This window comes from Kineothrix sp. MB12-C1, assembly GCF_030863805.1.
Taxonomy (GTDB): Bacteria; Bacillota; Clostridia; order Lachnospirales; family Lachnospiraceae; genus Kineothrix.
In genome coordinates this window covers 222,924-247,923 of record NZ_CP132957.1, presented here as the reverse complement: position 1 = coordinate 247,923, position 25,000 = coordinate 222,924, and the positions used below count along the sequence as shown (strand labels likewise).

Annotated in this window: 24 protein-coding genes and 1 pseudogene; 22 read left to right on the top strand and 3 right to left on the bottom strand. The window is 41.2% G+C overall.

The window, feature by feature from the left end:
* Positions 1 to 33: 33 nt before the first annotated feature.
* From RBB56_RS01240 to RBB56_RS01155, 18 genes and pseudogenes are all read left to right on the top strand, one after another.
* Positions 34 to 768 (top strand): SpoIIIAH-like family protein, encoded by a 735-nt coding sequence (locus RBB56_RS01240; RefSeq protein ID WP_306720576.1) that lies wholly within the window; start codon positions 34 to 36, stop codon positions 766 to 768.
* Positions 769 to 951: 183 nt separating this feature from the next.
* On the top strand, positions 952 to 2,103 hold the full coding sequence (locus RBB56_RS01235; RefSeq protein ID WP_306720574.1) for a phosphopentomutase: 1,152 nt from the start codon (positions 952 to 954) through the stop codon (positions 2,101 to 2,103).
* Between the two features lie 23 nt (positions 2,104 to 2,126).
* Entirely contained in the window at positions 2,127 to 3,719 is a 1,593-nt protein-coding gene (locus RBB56_RS01230) for a peptide chain release factor 3 (RefSeq protein ID WP_306720573.1), read from the top strand.
* Positions 3,720 to 4,985: a transglutaminase domain-containing protein gene (locus RBB56_RS01225; RefSeq protein ID WP_306720571.1), complete on the top strand. Its 1,266-nt coding sequence runs from the start codon at positions 3,720 to 3,722 to the stop codon at positions 4,983 to 4,985. It begins immediately after the preceding gene.
* A gap of 114 nt (positions 4,986 to 5,099) precedes the next feature.
* Positions 5,100 to 5,486, top strand: coding sequence for an Asp23/Gls24 family envelope stress response protein (locus RBB56_RS01220; protein ID WP_306720570.1), 387 nt, complete (start codon positions 5,100 to 5,102; stop codon positions 5,484 to 5,486).
* A gap of 13 nt (positions 5,487 to 5,499) precedes the next feature.
* Entirely contained in the window at positions 5,500 to 5,895 is a 396-nt protein-coding gene (gene nusB / locus RBB56_RS01215) for a transcription antitermination factor NusB (RefSeq protein WP_306720568.1), read from the top strand.
* An 11-nt stretch (positions 5,896 to 5,906) separates the two neighbouring features.
* Positions 5,907 to 7,130 (top strand): exodeoxyribonuclease VII large subunit, encoded by a 1,224-nt coding sequence (gene xseA / locus RBB56_RS01210; RefSeq protein ID WP_306720566.1) that lies wholly within the window; start codon positions 5,907 to 5,909, stop codon positions 7,128 to 7,130.
* A complete protein-coding gene (xseB, locus tag RBB56_RS01205; protein ID WP_306720565.1) occupies positions 7,106 to 7,321 on the top strand; it encodes an exodeoxyribonuclease VII small subunit in 216 nt (71 codons plus the stop codon). Before xseA ends, xseB begins: the two co-directional genes overlap by 25 nt.
* Positions 7,322 to 7,325: 4 nt before the next feature.
* On the top strand, positions 7,326 to 8,228 hold the full coding sequence (locus RBB56_RS01200) for a polyprenyl synthetase family protein (RefSeq protein ID WP_442905439.1): 903 nt from the start codon (positions 7,326 to 7,328) through the stop codon (positions 8,226 to 8,228).
* Between the two features lie 17 nt (positions 8,229 to 8,245).
* Entirely contained in the window at positions 8,246 to 10,123 is a 1,878-nt protein-coding gene (dxs, locus tag RBB56_RS01195) for a 1-deoxy-D-xylulose-5-phosphate synthase (protein WP_306720561.1), read from the top strand.
* 66 nt (positions 10,124 to 10,189) lie between these two features.
* Entirely contained in the window at positions 10,190 to 11,029 is an 840-nt protein-coding gene (locus RBB56_RS01190; protein ID WP_306720560.1) for a TlyA family RNA methyltransferase, read from the top strand.
* Between the two features lie 69 nt (positions 11,030 to 11,098).
* Positions 11,099 to 11,959, top strand: a complete 861-nt coding sequence (locus tag RBB56_RS01185) for an NAD(+)/NADH kinase (RefSeq protein WP_306720559.1) — start codon at positions 11,099 to 11,101, stop codon at positions 11,957 to 11,959.
* A gap of 43 nt (positions 11,960 to 12,002) precedes the next feature.
* Positions 12,003 to 12,455: an arginine repressor gene (gene argR / locus RBB56_RS01180; RefSeq protein ID WP_306720558.1), complete on the top strand. Its 453-nt coding sequence runs from the start codon at positions 12,003 to 12,005 to the stop codon at positions 12,453 to 12,455.
* Between the two features lie 57 nt (positions 12,456 to 12,512).
* On the top strand, positions 12,513 to 14,195 hold the full coding sequence (gene recN / locus RBB56_RS01175; RefSeq protein WP_306720556.1) for a DNA repair protein RecN: 1,683 nt from the start codon (positions 12,513 to 12,515) through the stop codon (positions 14,193 to 14,195).
* Between the two features lie 78 nt (positions 14,196 to 14,273).
* Positions 14,274 to 15,551, top strand: coding sequence for a SpoIVB peptidase (gene spoIVB / locus RBB56_RS01170; RefSeq protein WP_306720555.1), 1,278 nt, complete (start codon positions 14,274 to 14,276; stop codon positions 15,549 to 15,551).
* Positions 15,552 to 15,872: 321 nt separating this feature from the next.
* Positions 15,873 to 16,229: pseudogene (spo0A, locus tag RBB56_RS01165) on the top strand (sporulation transcription factor Spo0A); the annotation flags it as partial.
* A 107-nt stretch (positions 16,230 to 16,336) separates the two neighbouring features.
* Positions 16,337 to 17,782 (top strand): glycogen synthase GlgA, encoded by a 1,446-nt coding sequence (gene glgA, locus RBB56_RS01160; RefSeq protein WP_306720554.1) that lies wholly within the window; start codon positions 16,337 to 16,339, stop codon positions 17,780 to 17,782.
* Positions 17,783 to 17,798: 16 nt separating this feature from the next.
* Entirely contained in the window at positions 17,799 to 19,457 is a 1,659-nt protein-coding gene (locus RBB56_RS01155) for a putative polysaccharide biosynthesis protein (protein ID WP_306720553.1), read from the top strand.
* Here the strand turns inward: RBB56_RS01155 and RBB56_RS01150 are convergent.
* Complete coding sequence (locus RBB56_RS01150) at positions 19,452 to 19,931, bottom strand: NUDIX hydrolase (RefSeq protein WP_306720552.1); 480 nt, start codon at positions 19,929 to 19,931, stop codon at positions 19,452 to 19,454. The two genes, RBB56_RS01155 and RBB56_RS01150, sit on opposite strands and share 6 nt — an antisense overlap.
* A gap of 483 nt (positions 19,932 to 20,414) precedes the next feature.
* Between RBB56_RS01150 and RBB56_RS01145 the strand changes: the two genes are divergently transcribed.
* The 3 genes from RBB56_RS01145 to RBB56_RS01135 all read left to right on the top strand — a co-directional run bounded on the left by RBB56_RS01145 (position 20,415) and on the right by RBB56_RS01135 (position 21,566).
* A complete protein-coding gene (locus RBB56_RS01145; protein ID WP_306720550.1) occupies positions 20,415 to 20,993 on the top strand; it encodes a manganese efflux pump MntP in 579 nt (192 codons plus the stop codon).
* A 120-nt stretch (positions 20,994 to 21,113) separates the two neighbouring features.
* On the top strand, positions 21,114 to 21,299 hold the full coding sequence (locus tag RBB56_RS01140; RefSeq protein ID WP_306720549.1) for a hypothetical protein: 186 nt from the start codon (positions 21,114 to 21,116) through the stop codon (positions 21,297 to 21,299).
* Positions 21,300 to 21,311: 12 nt separating this feature from the next.
* On the top strand, positions 21,312 to 21,566 hold the full coding sequence (locus tag RBB56_RS01135) for a spore coat protein (RefSeq protein ID WP_306720548.1): 255 nt from the start codon (positions 21,312 to 21,314) through the stop codon (positions 21,564 to 21,566).
* 61 nt (positions 21,567 to 21,627) lie between these two features.
* Here RBB56_RS01135 and RBB56_RS01130 read toward each other — a convergent pair whose 3' ends face one another.
* Together RBB56_RS01130 and RBB56_RS01125 are read right to left on the bottom strand one after the other, a co-directional pair.
* Complete coding sequence (locus RBB56_RS01130; protein WP_306720547.1) at positions 21,628 to 22,197, bottom strand: GNAT family N-acetyltransferase; 570 nt, start codon at positions 22,195 to 22,197, stop codon at positions 21,628 to 21,630.
* A gap of 13 nt (positions 22,198 to 22,210) precedes the next feature.
* On the bottom strand, positions 22,211 to 23,950 hold the full coding sequence (locus RBB56_RS01125) for an Rqc2 family fibronectin-binding protein (RefSeq protein ID WP_306720545.1): 1,740 nt from the start codon (positions 23,948 to 23,950) through the stop codon (positions 22,211 to 22,213).
* Between the two features lie 170 nt (positions 23,951 to 24,120).
* Here RBB56_RS01125 and RBB56_RS01120 point away from each other — a divergent pair, with 170 nt between their 5' ends.
* Positions 24,121 to 24,999, top strand: coding sequence for a YicC/YloC family endoribonuclease (locus tag RBB56_RS01120; RefSeq protein ID WP_306720543.1), 879 nt, complete (start codon positions 24,121 to 24,123; stop codon positions 24,997 to 24,999).
* Position 25,000 lies beyond the last annotated feature (1 nt).

The following is a 25,000-nucleotide window of genomic DNA, read 5'->3' as shown; positions in this document are numbered from 1 at the left end:
TAATAAAGAAAAGGGGAGAATTGCGTGAAAAATATGCTGAAAAAGAACCAGATTATGATTACTGCACTTGCGATAATGATTGCTGTTGCGGGATACCTTAATTTCGCAGGTACAAAATTAACGGAAGATGAAATTATGACAGTAGAAAGCGATACTGTAGTGAGTGATGGCAATGATTTAATACTTGGAGGAACAGGTGTAGGTACTACCGATGAAGAAGTATCCGCAATGTTCGATATTTCTGATGAGGATATCCTTGCAGATTCTACTTATGGAGATATTAACAGCCTGGATTCCGATGATACTCTTGCGGCACAAGACTACCTGGATGAAGGAATGGCAGAAGGGATAGATGAGAGCACCACTACGGAAAGCGGTACTCCCGGTGAAGCGGTATTTACTTCCACTACAGGCATGAATTCTCTTTCAGGCGCGAAACTTTTGAAGGAACAGACAAGAGCGAAAAATAAAGAGACTTTGATGGAAATTATTAATAATGCCAACATAACAGAGACACAGAAGCAAGAAGCCGTTAATAACATGATCGCGATTACGGATATAGCAGAGAAAGAAACCGCATCTGAAATCTTATTAGAAGCCAAAGGATTCTCTGACGTTGTCGTAAGCATTAGCAGTACCGGAGTGGATGTTGTTGTGAATGCAACAGAGTTATCGGAAGCACAGCGTGCTCAGATAGAAGATATCATCATTCGTAAAACGGGAGTAGCTCCTGAGACCATTATTATCAGTACAATGGCTGCAGAATAGGGTAATAAACAGCTTCAAAATATAAAAGATAACAGTTTATTTGCGAAAAAAGATATGGTATAATCATAACGTTAGTCGTAACTATTCAGTAAGTCTGTGCATTTACTGCGCTTACTGTGAGAATACTGAACAGTTACCGTTAGTCGATAATTTCGATGTCGGAAGAAGTAGAGAGGTGTACTTATGAAACGTATATTTTTAATTGTACTTGATAGCGTGGGAATAGGAGCAATGGAGGATGCGAAAGAATATGGGGACGAAGGAACCAATACCCTGTCTTCTGCCGCATCCAGTCCTTATTTTTCTATGCCTAATATGAAGAAAATGGGCCTGTTTAACATAGAAGGTGTGACCTGTGGAGAGAAGGAATTATCTCCGCAAGCAAAGGTTGCACGCATGAAAGAGGCTTCCAAAGGAAAAGATACAACAATCGGACACTGGGAGATTGCCGGAATTATATCTAAGGAACCGTTGCCTACCTATCCGGATGGATTTCCCCAAGAGGTCCTTGATGAGTTTGAGGCTCTGACCGGAAGGCGAATTCTATGCAATAAGCCATATTCAGGTACAGAAGTCATAAAAGATTATGGTGATGAGCATGTGAAAACAGGGAAATTGATTGTATACACTTCAGCAGACAGTGTATTTCAGATTGCAGCCCATGAGGATGTAGTTCCGCTCGCTGATTTGTATGAATATTGTACCATGGCGAGGAAAATGCTCGTGGGAAAACACGGTGTGGGAAGAGTGATTGCCAGACCGTTTAACGGAACGAGCGGAAATTATGTACGCACATCGGGAAGACATGATTATTCTCTGGAGCCGCCGGCAGTTACCATGTTGGACCAGTTGAAGGCAGAGGGGAAAGCCGTGATCGCAGTTGGAAAGATTAACGATATTTTCGCCGGTAAAGGTATTACTGAATATACCTATACAACGAGCAATGAAGACGGAATTAACAAGACACTGACGATGATGGACAAAGAATTCGAAGGATTGTGCTTTATTAATTTGGTGGATTATGATATGCTTTACGGTCACCGCAATGATATTGATGGCTATGCGAAAGCACTGACTTATTTCGATGAGAGGCTGCCGGAGATTCTTTCTAAGCTTCAGGAAGAGGATGTTCTTATGATTACTGCGGATCATGGCTGTGACCCCGGTTATACGGTGTCTACAGATCACTCCAGAGAGCATACGCCGTTTCTTATGTACGGTCAAGCGATTACCCCGGAAAATCTGGGTACGAGAGATGCCTTTGCGGATATTGGAGCAACGGTACTCGATTATTTTAATATTAAGCCCCAGTTTGACGGCAGATCAATGCTGTAAAAGGGCGACAGGAGGATAAAAGTGTGAGCAACTATGCAGAGGAGATAAATAAACGGAGGACTTTTGCGATTATTTCGCACCCCGATGCGGGAAAGACGACTTTGACGGAAAAGTTTCTGCTCTATGGAGGTGCCATTAATATGGCAGGGAGTGTCAAAGGAAAAGCTACCGCAAAGCATGCCGTTTCCGATTGGATGGAAATAGAAAAAGAGAGGGGTATTTCCGTTACTTCCAGTGTTCTGCAGTTTGAATATGGTGGATTTTGTATTAATATTTTGGACACCCCGGGACATCAGGACTTTTCCGAGGATACGTATAGAACCTTAATGGCGGCCGATTCTGCGGTAATGGTTATCGATGCTTCCAAAGGTGTAGAGGCACAGACAAGGAAGCTTTTCAAAGTATGTGTTATGCGTAAGATTCCCATTTTTACCTTTATCAATAAGATGGATAGGGATGCCGGGGATATGTTTGAGCTTTTGGATGAAATAGAAAGAGAACTAGGTATTGCCACATGCCCTATGAATTGGCCCATAGGTTCAGGCAAGGAATTCAAAGGGGTATATGATAGGGAAGAACAATGCGTAGTTACCTATTCCGATACACATAAAGGAACACAGGGAGGGGCTACGACGATAATTCCCATTTCGGATAAGGACAAGCTGAACGAATATATCGGTCAGAGATTGGAAGAACAGCTTTTTGAGGAAATTGAGCTTTTGGATGGCGCCAGCGCAGAATTCGACTTAGAGGTGGTAAGATCGGGAGATTTGACCCCTGTTTTCTTTGGATCTGCTCTGACGAACTTTGGTGTGGAGATTTTTCTACAGCATTTCCTTAAGATGACGACAACACCGCTTCCCCGAAAAGCGGATATCGGTTTGATCGATCCGGTGGAAAATAATTTCTCTGCGTTTGTATTCAAGATACAGGCTAATATGAATAAAGCTCATAGAGACAGAATCGCCTTTATGAGAATTTGCTCCGGAAAATATGAAGCGAGTATGGAAGTGAAGCACATACAAGGTGGGAAGACCATGCGTTTATCCCAGCCTCAGCAGATTATGGCGAGCGAAAGAAAGATGCTGGAGGAAGCATATGCGGGAGATATTATCGGAGTCTTTGATCCGGGGATTTTCTCTATCGGCGATACGCTTTGTATGCCTAAGGAGCAGATAGAATATGAAGGTATTCCTACCTTTGCTCCGGAACATTTTGCAAGGGTGCGTCAGATGGATACGATGAAACGTAAGCAATTTGTGAAAGGGATTACCCAGATAGCGCAGGAGGGTGCCATTCAGATATTCCAGGAATTTAATACAGGTATGGAGGAAATCATAGTAGGCGTGGTAGGTGTCCTTCAATTCGAAGTTTTGAAATATCGCCTTGAAAATGAGTATAATGTTGAGATTCGCTTGGAAAACTTACCTTATGAGCATATTAGGTGGGTGGAAAATAAAGATATCGATATGGTGAAATTAACAGGGACCTCCGATATGAAAAAAGTGAAAGATATGAAAGGACATCCTCTGCTTCTGTTTATCAATCAGTGGAGCATTGGAATGACACTGGAAAGGAATGAAGGATTGATATTATCTGAATTTGGACGTGATTAAATGAGAAAAAAGAATCGGATTGCCTTTTTACTCCTGCTGCTTCTTTTCCTTGCAGGATGCTCCTTAGATTTACAGGAGCCCGGAAGAACTCCGGTAACAGTTACGCAGGATGACGATGCAGTGCCTGAAGAATGGCCGCAAAGTACAAAGGGACAAAATGATGATGAAAAACAAGAGGAATTAGACGACGATTCAATACGTGCCTCTATCGGACTTACGGAAGAAGAAATGCCGAAGATCCTCGCCGGACAAAAGGGGAAATACAACTTTGAAAGGCTTACCGGAGAGGAACAGATTATTTATGCGGAAATTACTCAGATATTGAAAAGATGGGGAGAAAACGTACTTATTTCTTCCATGGATACTAATCAGATAGAAAAGGTTTTTCAGTGCGTGTTAAACGATCATCCCGAGATTTTCTATGTGGATGGCTATACTTTTACGAAATATACGCTGGGAGAGGAATTAAAAAAGATCACTTTTACCGGGACGTATCATATTGACGCTGAGGAGGTGGGAAGAAGACAGCTTCTTATCGATGCTTATGTGAAAGAATTTCTCGCACATCTTCCTGCGGATGCGGATGAATATGAAAAAGTAAAATTTGTTTATGAATATATTATCAATAGTACGGAATACAATTTGGAAGCGGAGGACAATCAGAATATATGCTCCGTCTTTTTATATGGTGAGTCAGTTTGTCAAGGTTATGCCAAGGCGATGCAATATTTGCTGGAACGGGTGGGTGTCTTTTCCACACTCGTAATAGGAAGAGTATCGGGAGGAGAAGGACATGCCTGGAATCTGGTAAGAATAGATGGGATTTATTATCACGTGGATCCCACATGGGGAGATGCATCTTATCAGATGGAGGAGAATGAGGGAGAGACGGGCTATGAACAGAATCACTTGCCGACGATTAATTATGATTATTTATGTGTAACGACGAAACAGCTTGAGAAAACCCATACGATAGAAAACGTAGTGAAGCTACCGGACTGTATCTCTATGACAGCGAACTACTATGTGAGGGAGGGAGCTTATTTCACTTCGGTGGATAAGGAGAAGCTGAAAGCTTTGTTTGAAAAAGAGTATGAAAGGGAAAGTACCTATATCACCTTAAAATGCAGCGATAGAGCAGTGTATGAAGAAATGGGACGGGTACTTATCGATGAACAGGAGATTTTTGAATATTTGGATAGTCCTGACGGGGTGGTCGCTTATGCGGACAATAAGGAACAGCTTAGTTTGAGTTTTTGGCTTTAGAACAGGCCGCCATCGTTTTCTAATGGAAAGAAAGGTCTATGCAAAGGCTGTAGTTTTTGGTATATTATACAAATAGGAAGAATTGAATTTCGTATGAAATGGAGGTCACTTGATATGGAAAAGGAATTAGATAGAAGCACTTATGTATTGCAAGAAGATGAGAGCGCCGGAGCGGTGAAGATTGCGGATGATGTAGTTGCGATGATTGCCGGGATTGCAGCAGCAGAGGTGGAAGGAGTCGCAACAATGGCGGGCAATGCGACCAATGAGCTGATGAGCATGGTAGGCGTAAAGAGCCTAAAAAAGGGTGTAAAAGTAGAAGTAATAAATAAAGAGGTATCTGTGGACCTTGGACTTATTATGGAATATGGATATAACATTCCGGCGACCAGCAGACAGGTGCAGGAAAAGGTTAAAAATGCCATCGAGAACATGACTGGGCTTACGGTGTCGAATGTGAATATTAAAATTGCCGGCGTGAATATGCAGAAAGACAGATAGGAAGAATATACTAATGGGAAGAAGAGAACTGCGGGAACAGATTTTTAAATTGCTCTTTCGCATAGAATTCAATGAAAAAGAAGATATGCCGGAACAAGAAAAGCTTTTTTTTGACGATGAAAATACAGCCAGTGAAAATGAGGAAGGCTATATCTTAAAGAAGTATGAGGACATCGTTTCGAAATTGGATGTCATCGATGAGTTGATTAATCAAGAAACAAAAGGGTGGGTCACCTCTCGTATGGGGAAGGTGGACTTGACCCTTATTCGTCTTGCAGTTTATGAAATAAAATATGATAATGAAATTCCTACGGGAGTGGCTATCAATGAAGCAGTGGAATTAGCAAAAAAGTTTGGGCAGGATAATTCCCCCGGGTTTATCAATGGGGTTCTTGCTAAATTCGCTTAGGTAGGATAAGAATGCAGAATGTATATACCGTAGCACAAATAAATTCATATATAAAAAATATGTTTTTGCAAGATTTTATGTTGCAGTCGGTACTCATAAAGGGTGAAGTAAGCAACTGCAAATATCATTCTTCCGGACATATTTATTTTACGTTAAAGGATGAGAAAGGAACGATCTCCTGTGTGATGTTTGCAGGGAATCGTTCCGGTCTTGCTTTTCGGATGCAGGAAGGTCAGTCTGTAATTGTAGGCGGTGCCGTGGATATTTATGAAAGAGACGGAAAGTACCAGCTTTATGCCAGACAGATTATGTTGGATGGCTCCGGACTTTTGCATGAGAAGTTCGAACGTCTGAAACGAGAACTGGAAGAGCGTGGGATGTTCGATCATTCTTATAAGCAGACGATTCCTCGATATATAAGGACGCTCGGCGTTGTTACGGCTGCTACAGGGGCAGCAGTCAGGGATATTATCAATATTGCATCCAGGCGTAATCCTTACGTGCAGATCATTTTATATCCGGCAATCGTACAGGGAGAACAGGCGCCGGCTTCAATTATTAAGGGAATTCGTACTTTAGAGCGTTATGGAGCGGATGTAATTATTGTCGGCAGAGGCGGTGGGTCTATCGAGGATTTGTGGGCGTTCAATGAAGAAGCGGTGGCACAGGCAATCTTTGATTGCAGTGTTCCCATTATTTCCGCGATAGGACATGAGACGGATACGACGATTGCCGATTATGTGTCGGATCTGCGCGCACCTACTCCCTCAGCAGCGGCTGAATTAGCCGTATATGAATATCGGAAGTATGAAGAGAATTTGAGGGATTATGATTATACGTTGAAGCGTCTGTTTCGAAACAGAATAAATATATATAGAGGCAGGTTGGACAACTTAACGATAAAATTGAAATATTTAAGCCCGGCGGGGCAGATTCGGGAAAAACGTACGCTGGCGCTCAGATTGGAAGGACGTTTGGAAGACGCGATTAAGGCTAAAGTGTCGAAGAAAAGACATCGGCTCGATGTTTATATCGAACGCCTGAAAGGGCTGTCCCCATTAGATAAACTTAACCAAGGATTTTCTTATGTATCGGATGAAAAGGGGAGGACAGTAACGGATGTTAACAAGGTGGACATTGGAGATACCTTACAAATTCATATGAAAAATGGATTGGTAAAAGCGACAACGACGGAAAAGGAGATGGTGGTATGGGAGAAGCAAAGCAGGAATTGACGTTAGAAGAAGCGTTTTCAGCATTGGAAGAAGCCGTTTCGAAGTTGGAGGCGGAAGATATTTCCTTGGAGGAATCCTTTCAAGTATATAAAGAGGGAATGAATATGTTGAAGTATTGCAACGATAAAATAGATAAGGTGGAAAAAAAGGTACTTCAAATTAACGAAGATGGAGAAATCAATGAATTTTAATGATATAGATTTTAAAAATGGAATGGCGGCAAGAATAGAAGAAATAGAGTCCGTAATCAAAAGTTTTCTTCCGAAGGAAAAAGGATATCAAAAGACGGTAATTGAAGCGATGAATTATAGCGTTCTCGCCGGAGGAAAAAGGCTGCGCCCTATGCTTTTGTGGGAGACCTATCGTATGTTCGGAGGAGACGGAGAAGAGGTGAATCCATTTCTGGCAGCGCTTGAAATGATACATACTTATTCCCTCGTACATGATGACTTGCCATGTATGGACGATGACGAATATCGGAGAGGAAGAAAGACGACCCACGCGGTGTATGGAGAGGGCATGGCGGTCCTTGCAGGTGATGCTTTGTTAAACTACGCTTTTGAAACAGCGATTTCAGCCCTTTCTAAGGCAAAAGATGCAGGAGAAATGGAGAAAGTATCGAAGGCTCTCGCTATCCTGTCGGGAAAAGCAGGTATCTATGGTATGATAGGCGGACAAAATGCGGACATTGAAGCAGAGGATAAAGGGGCAGTGGTATCGGAAGAACAGCTCTTGTTTATCTACGGATATAAAACGGCAGCTCTTATCCAATGCGCTATGATGATTGGTGCTGTACTCGCAGATGCTGGCGAAGAACAGATTAAGAAAATAGAAAATTGTGCTTATAACATAGGCGTGGCCTTTCAGATTCAGGATGATATCCTGGATATTACGGGAAGTCTGGAAGCCTTGGGCAAGCAGACGGGAAGCGATGAGAAGAATCATAAAGCAACTTATGTGAGCTTAAAAGGAATGGAAGAAGCGAAGAAAGAGGTGGAACGGCTATCTAAGGAAGCGATGGATATTTTAGGCTCCTTTGCAGAGCGTAATGAATTTCTGGAGGCCTTGGTAGAACAGTTAATTACCAGAGAAAGATAGATAAATGAGGTGCATATATGCTGTTGGACGATATTCGTAAGGTGAATGATATTAAAGAGGTGGAGGAGAAGGATTATCCGGCTCTGGCACAGGAAATCAGAGAATTTCTTATAGAAAAGATAAGTGTGACGGGGGGGCATCTAGGCTCCAATTTAGGAGCTGTGGAACTCACCATGGCACTTCATTTGGCACTTCATCTTCCGGAGGATAAAATCGTATGGGATGTGGGACATCAGTCCTATACCCACAAGTTATTGACAGGAAGAAGAGAAGGATTTGAGACTCTGCGCAAGTACGGAGGGATGAGTGGATTCCCTAAGAGGAAGGAAAGCGATTGCGACTGTTTCGATACGGGACATAGTTCCACTTCCATATCAGCAGGATTAGGTCTTGTAAAGGCAAGGGATATCAAAGGAGAAAAGCACACGGTCGTTTCTGTTCTCGGCGATGGCTCCTTAACGGGAGGTATGGCATATGAAGCGCTCAATAATGCTGCGAGGCAGGAAACTAACTTCATGATTATCCTAAATGATAATAATATGTCTATTTCAGAAAATGTAGGCGGTGTATCCAGATATTTGAATAACGTGCGTATGGCAGATAGTTATTTAGACCTTCGCGACGGCGTATATAATACCTTAAAAGATATGCCGAAATATGGCGATCAAATGGTACGTTTTATTCGTCGTGCGAAGAATAGCTTTAAACAGCTTATGATTCCCGGTATGTTTTTCGAAGATATGGGTATTACCTATCTGGGACCGGTAGACGGACATAATATCGGACAGATGGTGCGAGTATTCCAAGAGGCGAAGAAGATTAAGAAGTCCGTATTGATTCATGTAATTACCGAAAAGGGTAAAGGCTATGAGCCGGCAAGAAGGCATCCTGCAAGATTCCATGGGGCGGAACCCTTTGATGTGGAGACCGGAGTGCCGCTGCGTTCCCGCACTAAGGCGAATTACTCGGATATTTTCTCCACAGTTATGACAAAGCTGGGTAAAAGAGATGAGCGGGTCGTTGCGATTACTGCGGCTATGCCCGATGGAACAGGGCTGAAACGATTTAAGAATATGTATCCCGATCGCTTTTTCGATGTGGGGATTGCGGAGGAACATGCAGTGACCTTTGCGGCAGGACTGGCAGCAGGAGGGCTGAAGCCTGTAGTGGCTATTTATTCCTCATTTTTACAGCGTGCCTATGATCAGATACTACATGATGTTTGTATCCAGAATCTTCCTGTTATCTTTGCGATTGATCGGGCAGGACTTGTAGGAAGCGATGGGGAAACACATCAGGGGCTTTTTGATTTATCCTTCTTATCTTCGATACCGAATATGCATATTATGGCACCTAAGAATAAGTGGGAATTATCGGATATGATGAAGTTCGCTGTGAATTTTGACGGCCCAATTGCACTGCGTTATCCGAGAGGAGAGGCTTATGATGGTCTGAAAGAATACCGGGCTCCTATTGTATATGGAAAAGGCGAATATATCTACGAAGAAGAGGATATCTGTCTGCTGGCAGTAGGAAGCATGGTAAGCGTGGCTGAAAAAGTAAGGGAGCAGTTAAAGGAAAAGGGATACTCCTGTTCCTTAATCAATGCGAGATTCGTTAAGCCTATCGATGAGGTGCTCATAGAAGAAGCCTGGGATGAACATCGAATGTTCGTTACTTTAGAGGAAAATGTGGCGAGTGGTGGTTTTGGTGAAAAGGTTAGAGAACTGCTGGACCGAAAGGAAGAGAAAAAGACGGTGCTTACCGTAGCAATACCGGATGAGTATGTGGAGCATGGAAACGTGGACTTGCTCAAGCAGGAAATCGGTATCGATGCGGACTCCATCGTGAAACGCATCGTTACTGCATATGTGGCATTAGCAACTATTCAGTAGGTCTGCGCATTTGCTGCGTTGACCGTAAGAATACGCAGGACAAATAACAGGTAAGGAAGATAAGCAATGAAAGAACGTTTGGATGTTCTTCTCGTGAAGCAGGGACACGCTCAGTCGAGGGAAAAGGCAAAAGCGATTATCATGTCGGGAAATGTCTTTGTGAACGGGCAAAGAGAGGATAAAGCAGGGACTGTTTTCGAAGAAGAAAAAGTCCATATAGAGGTAAGGGGTAACACTCTGAAATATGTGAGCAGAGGCGGTTTGAAGCTGGAAAAGGCGATGGAAGTATTTGATATTTCCTTAGATGGCATGGTTTGTATGGATATCGGAGCCTCTACCGGCGGTTTTACCGATTGTATGTTGCAAAACGGTGCGATAAAGGTTTATTCTGTCGACGTAGGACATGGGCAGCTAGATTGGAAGCTTAGAAATGATGAACGTGTCGTATGTATGGAAAAGACTAATTTCCGTTATGTGAAGCCGGAAGATATTGCGGATATTCTCGATTTTGCTTCTGTAGATGTATCATTTATTTCCCTGACGAAGATTCTTATGCCTGCAAGAAACTTGTTGCGGGACAAAGGGAAGATGGTATGTCTGATTAAGCCTCAATTTGAAGCTGGTAAGGACAAGGTGGGGAAAAAGGGTGTTGTAAGAGAAGCGGGGATTCATGAAGAAGTAATAGAAAAGGTTACAAGTTATGCGGTATCGATAGGTTTCTCTTTGCTCGGCCTGGACTATTCCCCGATTAAAGGACCTGAAGGGAATATTGAATACCTGCTCTATTTGGAAAAAAAGGATGAAGATACCGTTTACTTATCCGAAGAAAACGAAAGTATAGATTCTATGGGTGACAGCATAGAAATGATGAAAGCTATTGTAAAAAAGGCACATCAGGAGTTATAAAAAAATTGAAAGAAAAGCACTTTCAACTTATTGGTCTTAAGTCCGCTGAGGCGGATATGGGGTATAAATATGAAACATTTTTATATTATTGCCAACCAGCATAAGGACGGCAAATTGGAAAAATCCAATTATATAAAAGAATATCTGGAATCTCATAATCGGACATGTAGCATAAATGCGGATGCAAACAAGATTACTGAGGATGTGGACTGTGTACTTGTACTCGGTGGCGATGGTACACTTTTACAGGCTGCCAGGGACATTATCGATAAGGATATGCCGTTACTTGGCATTAATTTGGGTACTCTTGGTTATCTGGCAGAAATTGAAGAGTCCGGGTTGGAGTCAGCACTGGATCAACTGTTGGAAGGTCAATATGACATTGAACAGCGGATGATGCTTAGCGGTAAAGTGATACGAAACGAATATCATGAGAAGCTTCATCAAGAAAATGGAATTGTAGATTATGACAAGAAAGAGTCATATGCTTTAAACGATATTGTGATTACGAGAAGCGGGACGCTGCAGATCATTAAGTTCAATCTCTATGTAAATGGGCAGTTCTTAAATAGATATAATGCGGATGGTGTTATTGTTGCCACACCGACAGGTTCTACCGGCTATAATATGTCTGCAGGAGGTCCGATTGTGGAACCGAAGGCGGAACTTATTGTGGTGACACCTATTTGTCCGCATACATTGAATACAAGGAGTATTGTTTTAGCTCCTGCGGATAAAATAGAGATAGAAATTGTTTCGGGAAGAGAAGACTCTGTCCAACAAGTGGAAGTGAATTTCGACGGAAGCCATAAGCTTATTTTATATACCGGCGACCGGGTGGAAATCAGACGTGCGATGAAAACGACAGGAATTGTTAAACTTAACCGAGTTAGCTTCCTGGAGGTATTACATAAGAAAATGAGTGATTGATGAAAGACTAAGATATGAAGTTCCGAACCGGAAAGGAGCAGTTATGAAAAAGAGCAGACATGGGAAAATCGTCGAACTAATTGAAAATTATAATATCGAGACACAGGATGAATTGGCAGACCGGCTGAAAGAGGCAGGTTTCCAGGTGACGCAGGCTACTGTGTCGAGAGATATAAGAGAACTGAAGCTATCGAAGATTCCTACAGGGGATGGAAAACAGAAGTATGTTGTACTTAAACAAGATGACAGCCATCTCGGTGAGAAATATATTCGTGTACTGAGAGACGGGTTTGCTTCTATGGATATGGCACAGAATATCCTCGTAATTAAGACCGTTTCCGGTATGGCAATGGCCGTTGCGGCAGCTATCGATGCCATGAAGATGAAAGAAATCGTAGGTTCCATCGCAGGGGATGATACGATTATGATTGCGATAAGAACGGTGGAAGACACTATTATTGTAATGGATAAGATTCAAAAGACAATAGAAGGCTAGCCGGAAAAAGATTTTGTGTGTTATGATTTTTGTCCTGAGCACATAAGGAGTAGAAGGATGTTAGTAAGTTTACATGTGAAAAATCTGGCGTTGATCGATGAAGAAGAAGTTTGCTTCGAGAAAGGCTTAAATATTCTGACAGGTGAGACTGGAGCTGGTAAATCAATTATTATCGGCTCTGTGAATTTGGCGCTCGGAGCCAAGGCGGATAAGGATTTGATTCGTACAGGGGCTGAATATGCGCTAATTGAGCTGATGTTCCAGCTAGACGCGGTGCAGGAAGAGGAACTGAGAAAGATGGATATTTTTCCGGAAGAGGATGGAATGCTTCTTATCCAGAGGAAAATTATGTCCGGCAGAAGTGTATGTAAGGTATGCGGTGAGACGGTGAGTGCGAAGCAGCTTCAGGAAATATCGGGTGTTCTTATGGATATTCATGGTCAGCATGAACATCAGTCTCTTTTGCAGAGGAAAAGGCATAAGGAGATTCTCGATAGCTATGCGAAGGATGCGCTTGCGCAGATAAAAGCTGATATGAAGGAGAAATATCATAACTATCAGAAAATAGGAAGAGAATTAAAGGAATTAAATTCGGATGAGAGTGCCAGAGAAAAGGAGGTCTCTCTTCTTTCATTTGAAGTAAAGGAAATAGAGGATGCATCACTTTTACCCGATGAGGATATTACGCTTGAGAAGCGATACCGCAGGATGGTAAACGGTCGTAAGATAAAAGAGACGGTTTCTATCGTGTATCGTTTGACCGGCTATGAAGAGGAAGAAAGTGCAGGAGAGGGTATAGGAAGAGCTCTGCGGGAGCTAAGAAGTGTATCCAAATATGATGAAACGCTTCCTGATATGGAACAACAACTTCAGGATATCGATGGTCTTTTAAATGATTTTAACAGGTCGCTTATGGACTATATGGAGGAATTGGATTTCGATGAGGAGGATTTTATTCATACAGAAAACCGTTTGAACCTTATCAACCATTTAAAGTCAAAGTATGGAAAAGATATAAAAGAAATTCTTCTGTATAAAGAAGAAGTGGAAGAGAAACTTAATTTATTGGAAAATTATGAAGCACATCTGAACCAGATGCTGGCATCTTATGAGACGGTAACAAAGGAACTGGCCGCTCTTTGTCAAAAAGCTTCCTCTGTCCGCAGTAAATATGCGAAAGTTCTGACGAAGGATTTAAAAGAAGCTCTGATTGATTTGAACTTTGAAAATGTGGAGTTCGAGATACAGGTGAGGCCTCAGGAAGGAGCATTCTCCGCCGAAGGCTATGATGATGTGGAATTTATGATATCCACCAATAAGGGAGAAGTATTAAAGCCTTTGAGTCAAGTGGCAAGCGGGGGAGAACTGTCAAGAATTATGCTCGCCTTAAAGACAGTGTTGGCGGATAAAGATGATATTCAGACGCTGATTTTTGATGAAATCGATACCGGTATCAGTGGAAAAACGGCGTGGAAGGTCTCAGGGAAACTGGGACTTCTCGGTATGTCTCATCAGGTAATCTGCATCACCCATCTTCCACAGATAGCGGCTAGGGCGGATACCCATTTTCTGATTGAAAAAAGTACAAAAAAGGGTCGTACAGTCACAAATATCAGGAAAATAGTGGAAGATGGCAGCTTGAATGAACTTGCCAGAATGCTCGGAGGTGCGGAAATTACAGAAGCGGCACTTGAAAATGCAAAAGAAATGAAAGAATTGGCAAGAAATACAAAACAATAATAAAGTAAAATGAGCAAGTTTTTCACATACTAAGATATCGCTTATCGTTTGCGATAAACGGTGAAAGGATGTGATAGCTTGGAAAATGTAAAAAAATATAAAATATTCCTCTATATTATACTGTGCTGTGGTGTAACTGCGCTTGTCAGTACTTGCTATTTTGCTCTATGGAAGATGGTGCCTTCCAATATCAAAATAAAGGCAGGCGTGGATCAGACTTTGAATCTGCAGCTTCCGGCTTCAGGAGACTTGTATCGGGAGGCTATACAAGTAAGCGGGCTTGCTGCATCTAATATTCCCAAAGACAGTATCCATATCGATCTGGCCAGGCCGGTAACGATTAAAGCCAATGAAATCAATGAGTATGTATTAGATTTGAAATTGTTTGGCTTTATTCCGTTAAAAACGGTAGGTGTTCAGGTGATACAGAATAAGACGCTGACGCCGGCGGGAATCCCCATTGGAATCTATGTAAAGACGCAAGGCGTCCTTGTTATAGGGGTGGGAGAATTTACCGGGGAGGACGGACAGCGTTGTTCTCCGTCCGAATATATTTTGCAGTCGGGCGATTACATTACCCATGTCAACGATGAGAAAATTGTGGGCAAAGCAGCCTTCGTGGAAACGGTGAAGCATTGTGAAGGACAAGAACTGGTGCTTACGGTGAGAAGGGGAGAAGAACAACTGACATGTAAGGTGAAGCCCGAAGTAAATCAGGCCGGAGATTATAAGATTGGCATATGGATTCGGGATAACGCGCAGGGAGTAGGAACGATGACCTACATCAATGGAAGCTCAGGCTTTGGTGCTTTGGGACACGGAATTAACGATGTGGATACGAGTACATTGATGGCGTTGGAAAAGGGGACTCTTTATCAGACTGAAATTGTTGGTATTACCAGGGGGAGTAATGGTTCACCCGGAGAGCTTACGGGCTATATCGAATATGATGATGCGAATATTATCGGTGAGATCAATGAAAATACATCGGAGGGTATTTTTGGCTACTGTGGGGAACAAGTAAGGGCAAAAATTCCTTTTGAAGAATTACCCATAGGGCTGAAGCAGGAAATTGAAAAGGGGCCGGCCCAAATTATTTGCAGTATAGAGGGAAGTCCGAAGTATTATGATGTCGAAATTTTAGAGGTGCATTTAAATAACGATAATATTAATAGAGGGATATTGCTCCGTATTACGGATAAGAATCTTTTAGCCCTGACAGGAGGGATTATACAGGGAATGAGCGGATCTCCGATTGTACAAAATGGTAAAATAATCGGGGCCGTTACCCATGTTTTGGTACAGGATGCGACGAGTGGATACGGCATATTTATAGAGAGTATGTTGCTTCATTGAAAATAATGGAAACTTTTGCCTTTTTCATGCGATGCTTTACGGTTGAATCATCAAATAGTGTTCCTTTATAATAGACACTAGCAATATTTGGAAATAATTAGCATTTGTTTTGGATTTTCAGATATCAGCAAAGAAAAAAGTCGGAGGTTTGATATGGAGCAACTGAATCTAACAGCTACAAAGGATAACGAAAGGGTATATAAAATACTTGGCGATCTGATGAACATGGATAAAGAATTTCAAATTATGATAACGGTGCCATCCAGTCATAAGAATTCATCAGAAACTGGGCAGGATGCAGTTGTGAAGAGGATAACGATGGAAAGAGACCTTGAGAAGGATGTGACGGATATGATACATGAGATAGGTGTTCCCGCTCATATTAAAGGGTATCAGTATCTTCGGGAAGCTATTATGATGTCGGTAGAGGATACGGAAATGTTAAACTCCATTACCAAGGTACTCTATCCTTCCATCGCAAAAAAATATCAGACGACTTCAAGCCGTGTGGAACGTGCTATTCGGCATGCGATCGAAGTAGCTTGGAGCAGAGGGAGGATGGAAACACTGGATGCTTTGTTCGGATATACGATTAATACAGGAAAAGGGAAACCGACCAATTCCGAATTTATAGCATTAATTGCAGATAAAATCCGCCTGCAATACAGAAAACAATAAAAGTTACTGTTCACAGTAACCGATAAAAACCGTAATTTCGTGTTTTACCACTTTCAAAGCGCTTCAATATGATGTATAATATTTCTAACTATATTGGAGGTAAAGCTATGAAAAAAATCTTATTTGTAGCATCGGAAGGTGTGCCGTTTATTAAAACGGGTGGGTTGGCGGATGTTGTTGGTTCTTTACCCAAATGTATCGATAAAGAGTATTTTGACGTTAGAGTCATGATTCCTAAATATAGTTGTATGTCTGAGGAAATCAAAGAAAGAATGACTCTTAAGACTTATTTTTATATGGATTTTAATTGGAAGAATGAATATGTCGGAATTCTGGAAACTATGCAAGATGGTATTACCTATTATTTCATCGATAATGAGTCTATGTTTACAGGATTTAAACCATATGGAGACAATGTATTAGATGAGATTACGAAGTTTGCGTACTTTTCCAAGGCGGCTTTGTCTGCTCTACCCCTCATTGATTTCAGGCCGGATGTTATTCATTGCCACGACTGGCAGACCGGGCTGGTTCCGGTATATTTAAAAGAACGTTTTCAGGGAAATGACTTTTTCCGGGGAATGAAGTCTGTCATGACGATTCATAATTTGAAGTTCCAGGGAAAATGGGATGTAAAGGCGGTAAAATCTATTACCGGACTGCCGGACTATTTCTTTACGCCCGATAAGATAGAAGCTTATAAAGATGCGAATCTTCTAAAAGGCGGAATGGTATATGCGGATGTTATTACGACGGTAAGCGATACCTATGCGGAGGAAATTAAGACAGCTTTCTACGGAGAAGGCTTAGATGGACTTTTACGTGCGAGAGAACAGGATCTAAGAGGAATAGTTAATGGAATTGATTATGAAGAATTCAATCCGGATACAGATAAATATATTGAACATAACTATAATGCAGTAAATTTCCGTAAGGAAAAGATTAAAAATAAGCGCGCATTACAGGCAGAACTCGGTCTGGAGCAAGATGACAAGAAGATGATGATAGGTATTGTCTCGAGACTGACGGACCAAAAGGGCTTTGATTTAATTCATTACATGATGGAAGAGATTTGTCAGGATGCAGTTCAGCTCGTTATACTAGGAACAGGAGAGGAACAATATGAGAATATGTTCCGCCACTACGACTGGAAGTATAACAATAAGGTTTCTGCCAATATCTATTATTCGGAGGCTATGTCTCATAAGGTATATGCAGCATGTGATGCTTTTCTTATGCCGTCTTTATTCGAGCCTTGCGGATTGAGTCAGCTTATGTCACTTCGTTATGGCACGGTGCCGATCGTAAGGGAAACAGGAGGGCTGAAAGATACGGTAGAGCCCTATAATGAGTACGAGAATACGGGAACAGGCTTTTCATTTGCTAATTATAATGCACATGAGATGCTCACAACAATTCGCTATGCAGAACATATTTATTATAACAGAAAGCGTGAATGGAATAAGATTGTTGACAGAGGAATGGCTACAGATTTTTCCTGGCATGTATCTGCGAAGAAATATCAGGAGATGTATGATTGGCTGATAGGATAGAAGGACGGATGATGTAATGTCTGACAATAAGAAAAAAGACGGATATATTATGCAAGCGGGAATACTTGCTGCCGCATCCATTATATGCAGAATCATTGGATTGCTGTATAAAAGTCCGCTGACAGCCATTATTGGAGACGAAGGAAACGGTTATTACGCGACAGCATATACATTTTATACGATTATTTTACTCGTATCATCCTATAGCATTCCATCGGCAATTGCAAAAGTGCTGGCACAGAGACTTGCGCTGAAAGAGTATCGTAACGCACAGAGAATTTTTAAATGTGCAATTATTTATGTTATGGTAGTCGGAGGATTAGCAAGTCTCGTGCTGTTTGTTTGCGCTCCTTATCTCGTAATGGGGTATTCAGTTACGGTGCTTCGCTTTTTTGCTCCTACCATTTTCTTCTATGGTCTGCTCGGCGTTTTACGAGGGTATTTTCAGGCACATAGAACAATGATGCAGACATCAGTTTCGCAGATTATGGAACAGATACTGAATGCGGTAGTCAGCATGGGGGCGGCGTATTTCCTTATACAGGTGGCTCTGGCCAGCGGGAAGGATGCGAGCACGCAAGCGATGTATGGTGCGATAGGAAGTGCCCTTGGAACAGGTGTAGGTGTTCTGGTCGCTTTATTTTTTATGTTCGGAGTCTATATAATGAATCGTAAGATGATTCAAAGAAGGATATCCCGCGACCGTACGCAGACAGAGGATTCTTATAAGGAAATTTTCCGATTGATTACTTCGGTAGTGACTCCCTTTATATTGAGTACTTGTATTTACAACTTGACTACCTCAGTCAATCAAAAGATATATTTGGATATGATGGTAACTTTCAAGGAAATGAGTGTCACGCTGGCTTCTACAAGTTATGGAGTTTTGGCATCGAAAGCGGTGACAATTTCTAATATTCCGATTGCAATTGCTTCTGCGATGTCATCGGCTATTATCCCTACCATTGCCTCGACCTATGCACAGGGAGCTTGGAAACAGACGAAGAAGAAGGTGGCATCAGCGGTAAAGGTGACAATGCTGATTTCCATACCGGCGGCAGTAGGAATAGGAGTGCTGGCAAGGGCTTTGGTGCTTGCGTTGTTTCCTCAGTTAGAATCTTTGGAACTGGCCTCTATGCTTTTGGCCGGGCTTTCGGTTACGGTCATTTTCTATGGACTTTCCACATTGACGAATGCGGTGTTGCAAGGAATTGGGAAGGTGAATGTTCCGGTAACCAATGCGGCAGTTGCTCTCGTATTGCAGACGGCGGTACTCGTATCTGTTTTATGGTACACAGACTTGGGCGTATATAGTGTGATGATCGCTACAATGGTGTACTCCTTTTTAATGTGTATACTGAATGGGATTTCCCTAAGGAAACATCTGGAGTATAAGCAAGAGATGGATAAGACCTTTGCCAGACCTTTATTCGCCTCGGTGATAATGGGAGGGGTGGCATTTGGTGTCTATGAAGGGATTACATATTTGCTCGAGCTGTTTATGGATTCTATGTATTTCGTGAATCTCATTGCTCTGGCAGTTGCGGTAATAATCGCAGTACCGGTTTACTTTATACTCGTAATTAAGCTTAAAGCGGTGAAAGAAGCGGATTTAAAAGGGCTGCCCAAAGGACATTTGCTTACGAAGGCGGCAAGAAAAATGAGATTGCTATAAAGAAGCAATCTCTATTTCTTTGCCGTTAAGAACGGCTTCTATTAATACATTGTCGATATAACGAACCTTTAAAGAGAAGAAAGGAGCATTTTCTTCCAAAAGCTTGAAAAAGATAAGGTCTCCTTTCCATAAATCCAAAAAAGGAATATCACTTTTGGATACCCATTCCAAAGTACCTTCGTTGCAAGGCTTAAGATCGCCCGTAAAACCATCGGCAGTGTATAAAAAAATATAATAATCAGTAATATCATCGCATAAAAAAGTGAGGATACCACGAAGGCGATAAGAGGTAAGTGTCAGCCCTGTTTCCTCCTTAGCTTCTCGAATGACGCAATCATCCGGGCTTTCCCCAGGCTCGAAGTGACCGCCGATGCCGATCCATTTGTCCTTATTAATATCATGTTCCTTTTTAACGCGATGGAGCATCAGATAAGAATTATCTTTTTCTATATAGCAAAGAGTAGTAAGAGTCATAGTATGTTTTATCCTTTTCGTATTTAAATGATAGGTATCATTGGGGCAAAATACCTTTTGTCCCAATATCATTATATAATATAAATATACAAAATTTAAGTAAAAATTGAATAAAATGTGGAATAACAGTTCAAAGATGGCCATATAATAAGAGATAATAATGTGTAGCTGCTATGGTTGATTTGCTTGCTGATGGCATTTAAATATGCATTTGTATTCTTGTATCTTTTTAAAGGGAATTGAAGTTGACAAAATTTATGAATTACTATAGAATGTAAGGCGTCCCTATGAGGGAGTAGTTCGCAGATTTCCGGTAGCCAAGTCTGCGGTAATATCAACATAATGATGAAAATCTGGTATTACCTTAATGAATGAGACTCATGGACAGCAGCAGATAGATTCTATCTGTTACTGTCTGTGAGTTTTTTTATTCTATAGGAAAGACGAATTAGTAAAGACGATTTAGGAAACAAAGGAGAAAAAATGGACATTATTACATTATTTACATTGGCAATCGCATTGTCGATGGATGCATTTGCGGTAGCAATTTGTAAAGGACTTTCGATGGAAAAGCTAACTGTGAAAAAGGCAGCTATTGTAGGAGGGTGGTTTGGAGGTTTTCAGGCACTTATGCCCGCAATAGGATATATACTCGGAATACAGTTTCGAGACAAAATAACAGCGATAGACCATTGGATAGCATTTATTCTACTTCTGATTATTGGTCTAAAAATGATAAAAGAATCCAAAAGCAGCAAAGAAGAGGGCTGCAGCGTAGATGGTGGATGCAATGATTCTTTATCAGCACGTGAAATGTTTGTATTAGCAGTAGCGACCAGTATTGATGCGTTGGCGGTAGGAATTACGTTTGCTTTTTTAAATGTAAATATTGTTGTTGCAGTATCTTTTATCGGCATATTGACCTTTCTCCTATCGATGACCGGGGTAAAAGTGGGACATACTTTTGGTGTGAAGTATAAAGCCCGGGCAGAGTTTGTAGGAGGAGTGGTACTTATTTTCATGGGACTTAAGATTTTATTGGAACATACGGGGATTTTGTAAGCTTCATTGTAACTGTGAGAGTACTGAACCGTTATGAATCATTTTTGAAATAATTGTCTGAATAGAAAGATTCATCATGGTAATAATAGGAGTGAAACTATTATTATCAGGAGGTAAAAGATGAGTAACTTATCAGAATTGGAATTACAAAATTTACGCCATTTAATCGGCGGCTATGACACCACACACTGTAAACTAACAGAATATGCGGAATGCGCTACGGATACGAATGTGAAGCAATTTTTTGACAAGGGCGCGAAATCAGCAATGGACAACAAACAACAGCTTATGAAGTTTTTACAGTAGGAGGGTGAGAAGATGCAAGAAAAAACAATGGTAGCCGATACCTTGGCAGGAATTAACGGAGAACTCGTTCGTTTCGGAGAAATGATTCCTCAGACAGACAATAAGGAATTAAAGCAGACATTAAAACAATTCAGAAATGCTTGTGAACAGTCACAGGAAGAATTGTATCAGATCGCAAGAGACAAATCTTATTATGTACCGGCGGCTAAAGCAACTCAGGAAGAAGTGGAGCATGTGAAGTCGTTATTTACGAGCAGTAGCTTATAGTAATATGAGATAGAAAAAGCGGTGAACATTGTGAGTGACGATGTTCACCGCTTTTTATATATTAGGAAATATGGATTTGAGTCTTATAAAGAATCTTTGGAACCATATACTGATAAATGGCTCTTAGATCGTCGCAAAGACTATCTTTCTCCGGCGTTGAGAGAATCGGGAAAAACAGTACTTTATAATGAACGCCGAATGCTTTTGCCAAAATTCCGGTAGAGATAGCTCCGTTCCTATTGTAGAAGGCAATTCTTTTGTCTCGAACCAGCCGTTCTTCTTCATTCGCGGCATAATCCGGATTCTCCGACTCAATTAAAATACCATCATAATCCGCCAAGGCAGTTTCCGTATATTTAAGGAAAGAAGAGCCGATGCCGCAACTGCGATATTGCTCCATAACGGCAAAATAATCTAAAAGAATTGTTTTTTTATCTGGAAGAATGGTGAAAAAACCATAGGCTAAAAGCTCGCCTTCTTTTTCGAAAAGTCCATATCCCGTATAAATTCCTTCCTTTGCCATCCGGCGAATGGAAGAGATTGGCTTACGTTCGTTTCTGGGAAAATGCCTTACGGAATGATCGGTATAAATGGAGAGAATCTCCTGTGAATCTAATTTTCTTAATTGCATTTAAAACCTCTTTTTATTCATTGATTTGTTGCAAGGAACTAATATCAGAATCGATAATCATGGAATAATTCGTATAATATACAACAAAACCGGGCTTGCCGCCGCTTGGTTTTTTAATATTCTTTTTTTCCGTATAATCGATTTCTACTTTATCCTGACCTTTGGCCCGGGAATAATGAGCAGCGAGTCTGGCCGCCTCTTCGAAGGTTCGGTCAGGTAGTTCCTCCCCATTTGTTTTTACGATGACATGAGAACCGGGGATTCCTTTGGCATGAAACCACCAGTCATTTCCTATTGCCATTTTGAAAGTAATTTCTTCATTTTGATAATTATTTTTTCCTACATAAATATGAAAGCCATCATTACTAATATAATGAAATGGCCGGCTTGTGATCTTTTCTCTTTTGGAACCGCCTTTTCTGCGGATATAGCCGTTTTCAATAAGTTCTTCCTTGATTTGGACAAGATCTTCCTCCAAAAGGGCGATATCGAGAGCTGTACTTATAGATTCCAGATGGGCAATTTCTTCTTTGACCTCTAAAGTTAATTCAGATAAAGCCTCATAAGTTCGTTTCAGCTTGTTATATTTATCGAAATATTTCTTCGCATTTTCAGAAGGAGTGAGCATGGTATCCAGAGGGATATCGATTTCCTCATCGGTGTAGTAGTTTAGGGCGCGCATAGATTTAGCACCTTGTTCCACTCCATAACCATAAGTGTTGATTAGTTCGCCGTATACCTTATATTTTTCTCTTTTTTCGGTATCTTTCATCTGCCGTAGTTGTAAATCATACTTTTTCACATTTCGTTCGAGTGCTGTCTGTACAATCTTTCTCAAGTCTACCGATTTTTGCCGGATTCTTGTAATGGCGTTTTTCTGTGCATAATATTTTTCTAAAACATCGCTGATGGAAGAGAAGGAGACTGCCTTTTCTTCTTCATAGATTGTGAGAAACAGGGCAGAGAATTCTATCGGATTGCCATTTTCATAAATGATATTGGGCAAGAAACTTCCTTTTGTAACTAACGCGACGAGCTTCTGAAATTCTTCATAAAGAGCATTTAGCTGGTCTGCAGTTAGAGAAGATGCAGGTCGATCGCCATCCAGCTTCGCACGATAACAAAGCTCCTGAGAAATTACGGGAGAAAATCCGGTGTAAGAGTTATAGATGGCTTTATGAACAGGCATACTTTTTTTGCTGATCGTATCCAAAAAACTCTCTTTTTCTACGCAGAGAGGATTTTGTTTTTCCATCGTATCCGGAATGAAATAAGGGCGGCCGGGGAGAACCTCGCGGATGCTGCTGACCATTCCGGAAATATGCTTAATGCTATCGATAATCATATTTTCTTCGTTCGTAAAAATAATATTACTATGCTTGCCCATAATTTCAATGATAAGCTTTTTCGTACACAGATCCCCAAGCTCATTCAAATGTTCGATTTCTATTTGGATGATACGTTCCAGGCCGGGTTGGCTGATTTTTATGATTCTTCCATTCTGGATGTGTTTACGAAGCAGCATACAAAAGCCCGGTGCTGTCATAGGACTTTGTTTATTGGCATCGGTAAGATAGATAAGGGGAAGAGAAGCTCCCGCTGAAATAAAGAGGCGTTTCTGGCCGCCGTTATTCTTAATGGTTAGGAGAAGTTCATCGCTTTCCGGCTGTGCAATTTTATAAATACGTCCGCCAATCAGGCTGTCGTTTAAATCTTTTACAATGTTGGCAATGGTAATTCCATCGAATGCCATAATATTTAACCTCGCTTTATTACGTAATAAAAGTGCTATGGATAAGATTTTACAATATTTTGCCTGTTATTTCAACCAAACTTTCCGAGGGTTCATCTTGACGGAGTGGAATTGGTATTTTATAATAACAAGAAGTATGCAAAAATAGTACGGTTGGAGAGGGCAAGACTATGATTAAAAGTATGACAGGATTTGGCAGGTACGAAGTGGCGGAAGCCGACCGTAAGATTACGGTAGAGATGAAGTCCGTAAATCACAGGTATTTGGATGTAAATATTAAGATGCCCAAGAAGCTTAACTTTTTCGAAGCGGCAATTCGCTCCGAGCTTAAGAACTATATTCAAAGGGGAAAAGTTGACCTTTTTATTCTTTATGAAGATTTTACAGAGAATAACGTCTGCATTCGATATAATAAAGATATTGCCACCGAGTACATGGGGTATTTGAAACAAATTGCGGAGGATTTCAATCTGGATAATGATATTCGTGTATCTTCTCTTTCCAGATATCCGGAAGTACTCGCCATGGAAGAGCAAAGTCCGGATGAAGAAGAAATATGGAAGGTTCTTCAAAAGGCCCTGAAAGGTGCGGCACAGAACTTCGTGGAGACCAGAATTGCAGAAGGCGAAAATCTTAAAATCGATTTGAGCAATAAACTCGATAATATGCTGGCACATGTAGCATTTATTACGGAGCGTTCTCCGCAGCTTATTACGGAATATAAGGATAGGTTGAGGGAAAAGGTGAGAGACCTTTTGGAAGATACTCAAATTGATGAAAACAGGCTGTTAATGGAAGTCACTATCTTCGCAGACAGGGTATGTGTGGATGAAGAATTAGTACGCTTAAAAAGTCATATTGAAACGACGAAGAGCACGCTGTTAGGAGGCGGAAGCATCGGTAGAAAACTTGACTTTATTGCACAGGAGATGAACCGGGAGGCCAATACGATTTTATCCAAGGCGAATGATTTGGAAATATCTAATCGTGCCATTGAATTAAAAACTGAGATAGAAAAGGTTCGCGAACAGATACAGAATATAGAATAGG

What these genes read in the sequence shown, in the direction of transcription:
- RBB56_RS01240 (WP_306720576.1), top strand. Translation starts at nt 34, where the DNA reads ATGCTGAAAAAGAACCAGATTATGATTACTGCACTTGCGATAATGATT.
- RBB56_RS01235 (WP_306720574.1), top strand. Translation starts at nt 952, where the DNA reads ATGAAACGTATATTTTTAATTGTACTTGATAGCGTGGGAATAGGAGCA.
- RBB56_RS01225 (WP_306720571.1), top strand. Translation starts at nt 3,720, where the DNA reads ATGAGAAAAAAGAATCGGATTGCCTTTTTACTCCTGCTGCTTCTTTTC.
- RBB56_RS01220 (WP_306720570.1), top strand. Translation starts at nt 5,100, where the DNA reads ATGGAAAAGGAATTAGATAGAAGCACTTATGTATTGCAAGAAGATGAG.
- nusB (WP_306720568.1), top strand. Translation starts at nt 5,500, where the DNA reads ATGGGAAGAAGAGAACTGCGGGAACAGATTTTTAAATTGCTCTTTCGC.
- xseA (WP_306720566.1), top strand. Translation starts at nt 5,907, where the DNA reads ATGCAGAATGTATATACCGTAGCACAAATAAATTCATATATAAAAAAT.
- xseB (WP_306720565.1), top strand. Translation starts at nt 7,106, where the DNA reads ATGGGAGAAGCAAAGCAGGAATTGACGTTAGAAGAAGCGTTTTCAGCA.
- dxs (WP_306720561.1), top strand. Translation starts at nt 8,246, where the DNA reads ATGCTGTTGGACGATATTCGTAAGGTGAATGATATTAAAGAGGTGGAG.
- RBB56_RS01190 (WP_306720560.1), top strand. Translation starts at nt 10,190, where the DNA reads ATGAAAGAACGTTTGGATGTTCTTCTCGTGAAGCAGGGACACGCTCAG.
- RBB56_RS01185 (WP_306720559.1), top strand. Translation starts at nt 11,099, where the DNA reads ATGAAACATTTTTATATTATTGCCAACCAGCATAAGGACGGCAAATTG.
- argR (WP_306720558.1), top strand. Translation starts at nt 12,003, where the DNA reads ATGAAAAAGAGCAGACATGGGAAAATCGTCGAACTAATTGAAAATTAT.
- recN (WP_306720556.1), top strand. Translation starts at nt 12,513, where the DNA reads ATGTTAGTAAGTTTACATGTGAAAAATCTGGCGTTGATCGATGAAGAA.
- glgA (WP_306720554.1), top strand. Translation starts at nt 16,337, where the DNA reads ATGAAAAAAATCTTATTTGTAGCATCGGAAGGTGTGCCGTTTATTAAA.
- RBB56_RS01155 (WP_306720553.1), top strand. Translation starts at nt 17,799, where the DNA reads ATGTCTGACAATAAGAAAAAAGACGGATATATTATGCAAGCGGGAATA.
- RBB56_RS01150 (WP_306720552.1), bottom strand. Translation starts at nt 19,931, where the DNA reads ATGACTCTTACTACTCTTTGCTATATAGAAAAAGATAATTCTTATCTG.
- RBB56_RS01145 (WP_306720550.1), top strand. Translation starts at nt 20,415, where the DNA reads ATGGACATTATTACATTATTTACATTGGCAATCGCATTGTCGATGGAT.
- RBB56_RS01140 (WP_306720549.1), top strand. Translation starts at nt 21,114, where the DNA reads ATGAGTAACTTATCAGAATTGGAATTACAAAATTTACGCCATTTAATC.
- RBB56_RS01135 (WP_306720548.1), top strand. Translation starts at nt 21,312, where the DNA reads ATGCAAGAAAAAACAATGGTAGCCGATACCTTGGCAGGAATTAACGGA.
- RBB56_RS01130 (WP_306720547.1), bottom strand. Translation starts at nt 22,197, where the DNA reads ATGCAATTAAGAAAATTAGATTCACAGGAGATTCTCTCCATTTATACC.
- RBB56_RS01125 (WP_306720545.1), bottom strand. Translation starts at nt 23,950, where the DNA reads ATGGCATTCGATGGAATTACCATTGCCAACATTGTAAAAGATTTAAAC.
- RBB56_RS01120 (WP_306720543.1), top strand. Translation starts at nt 24,121, where the DNA reads ATGATTAAAAGTATGACAGGATTTGGCAGGTACGAAGTGGCGGAAGCC.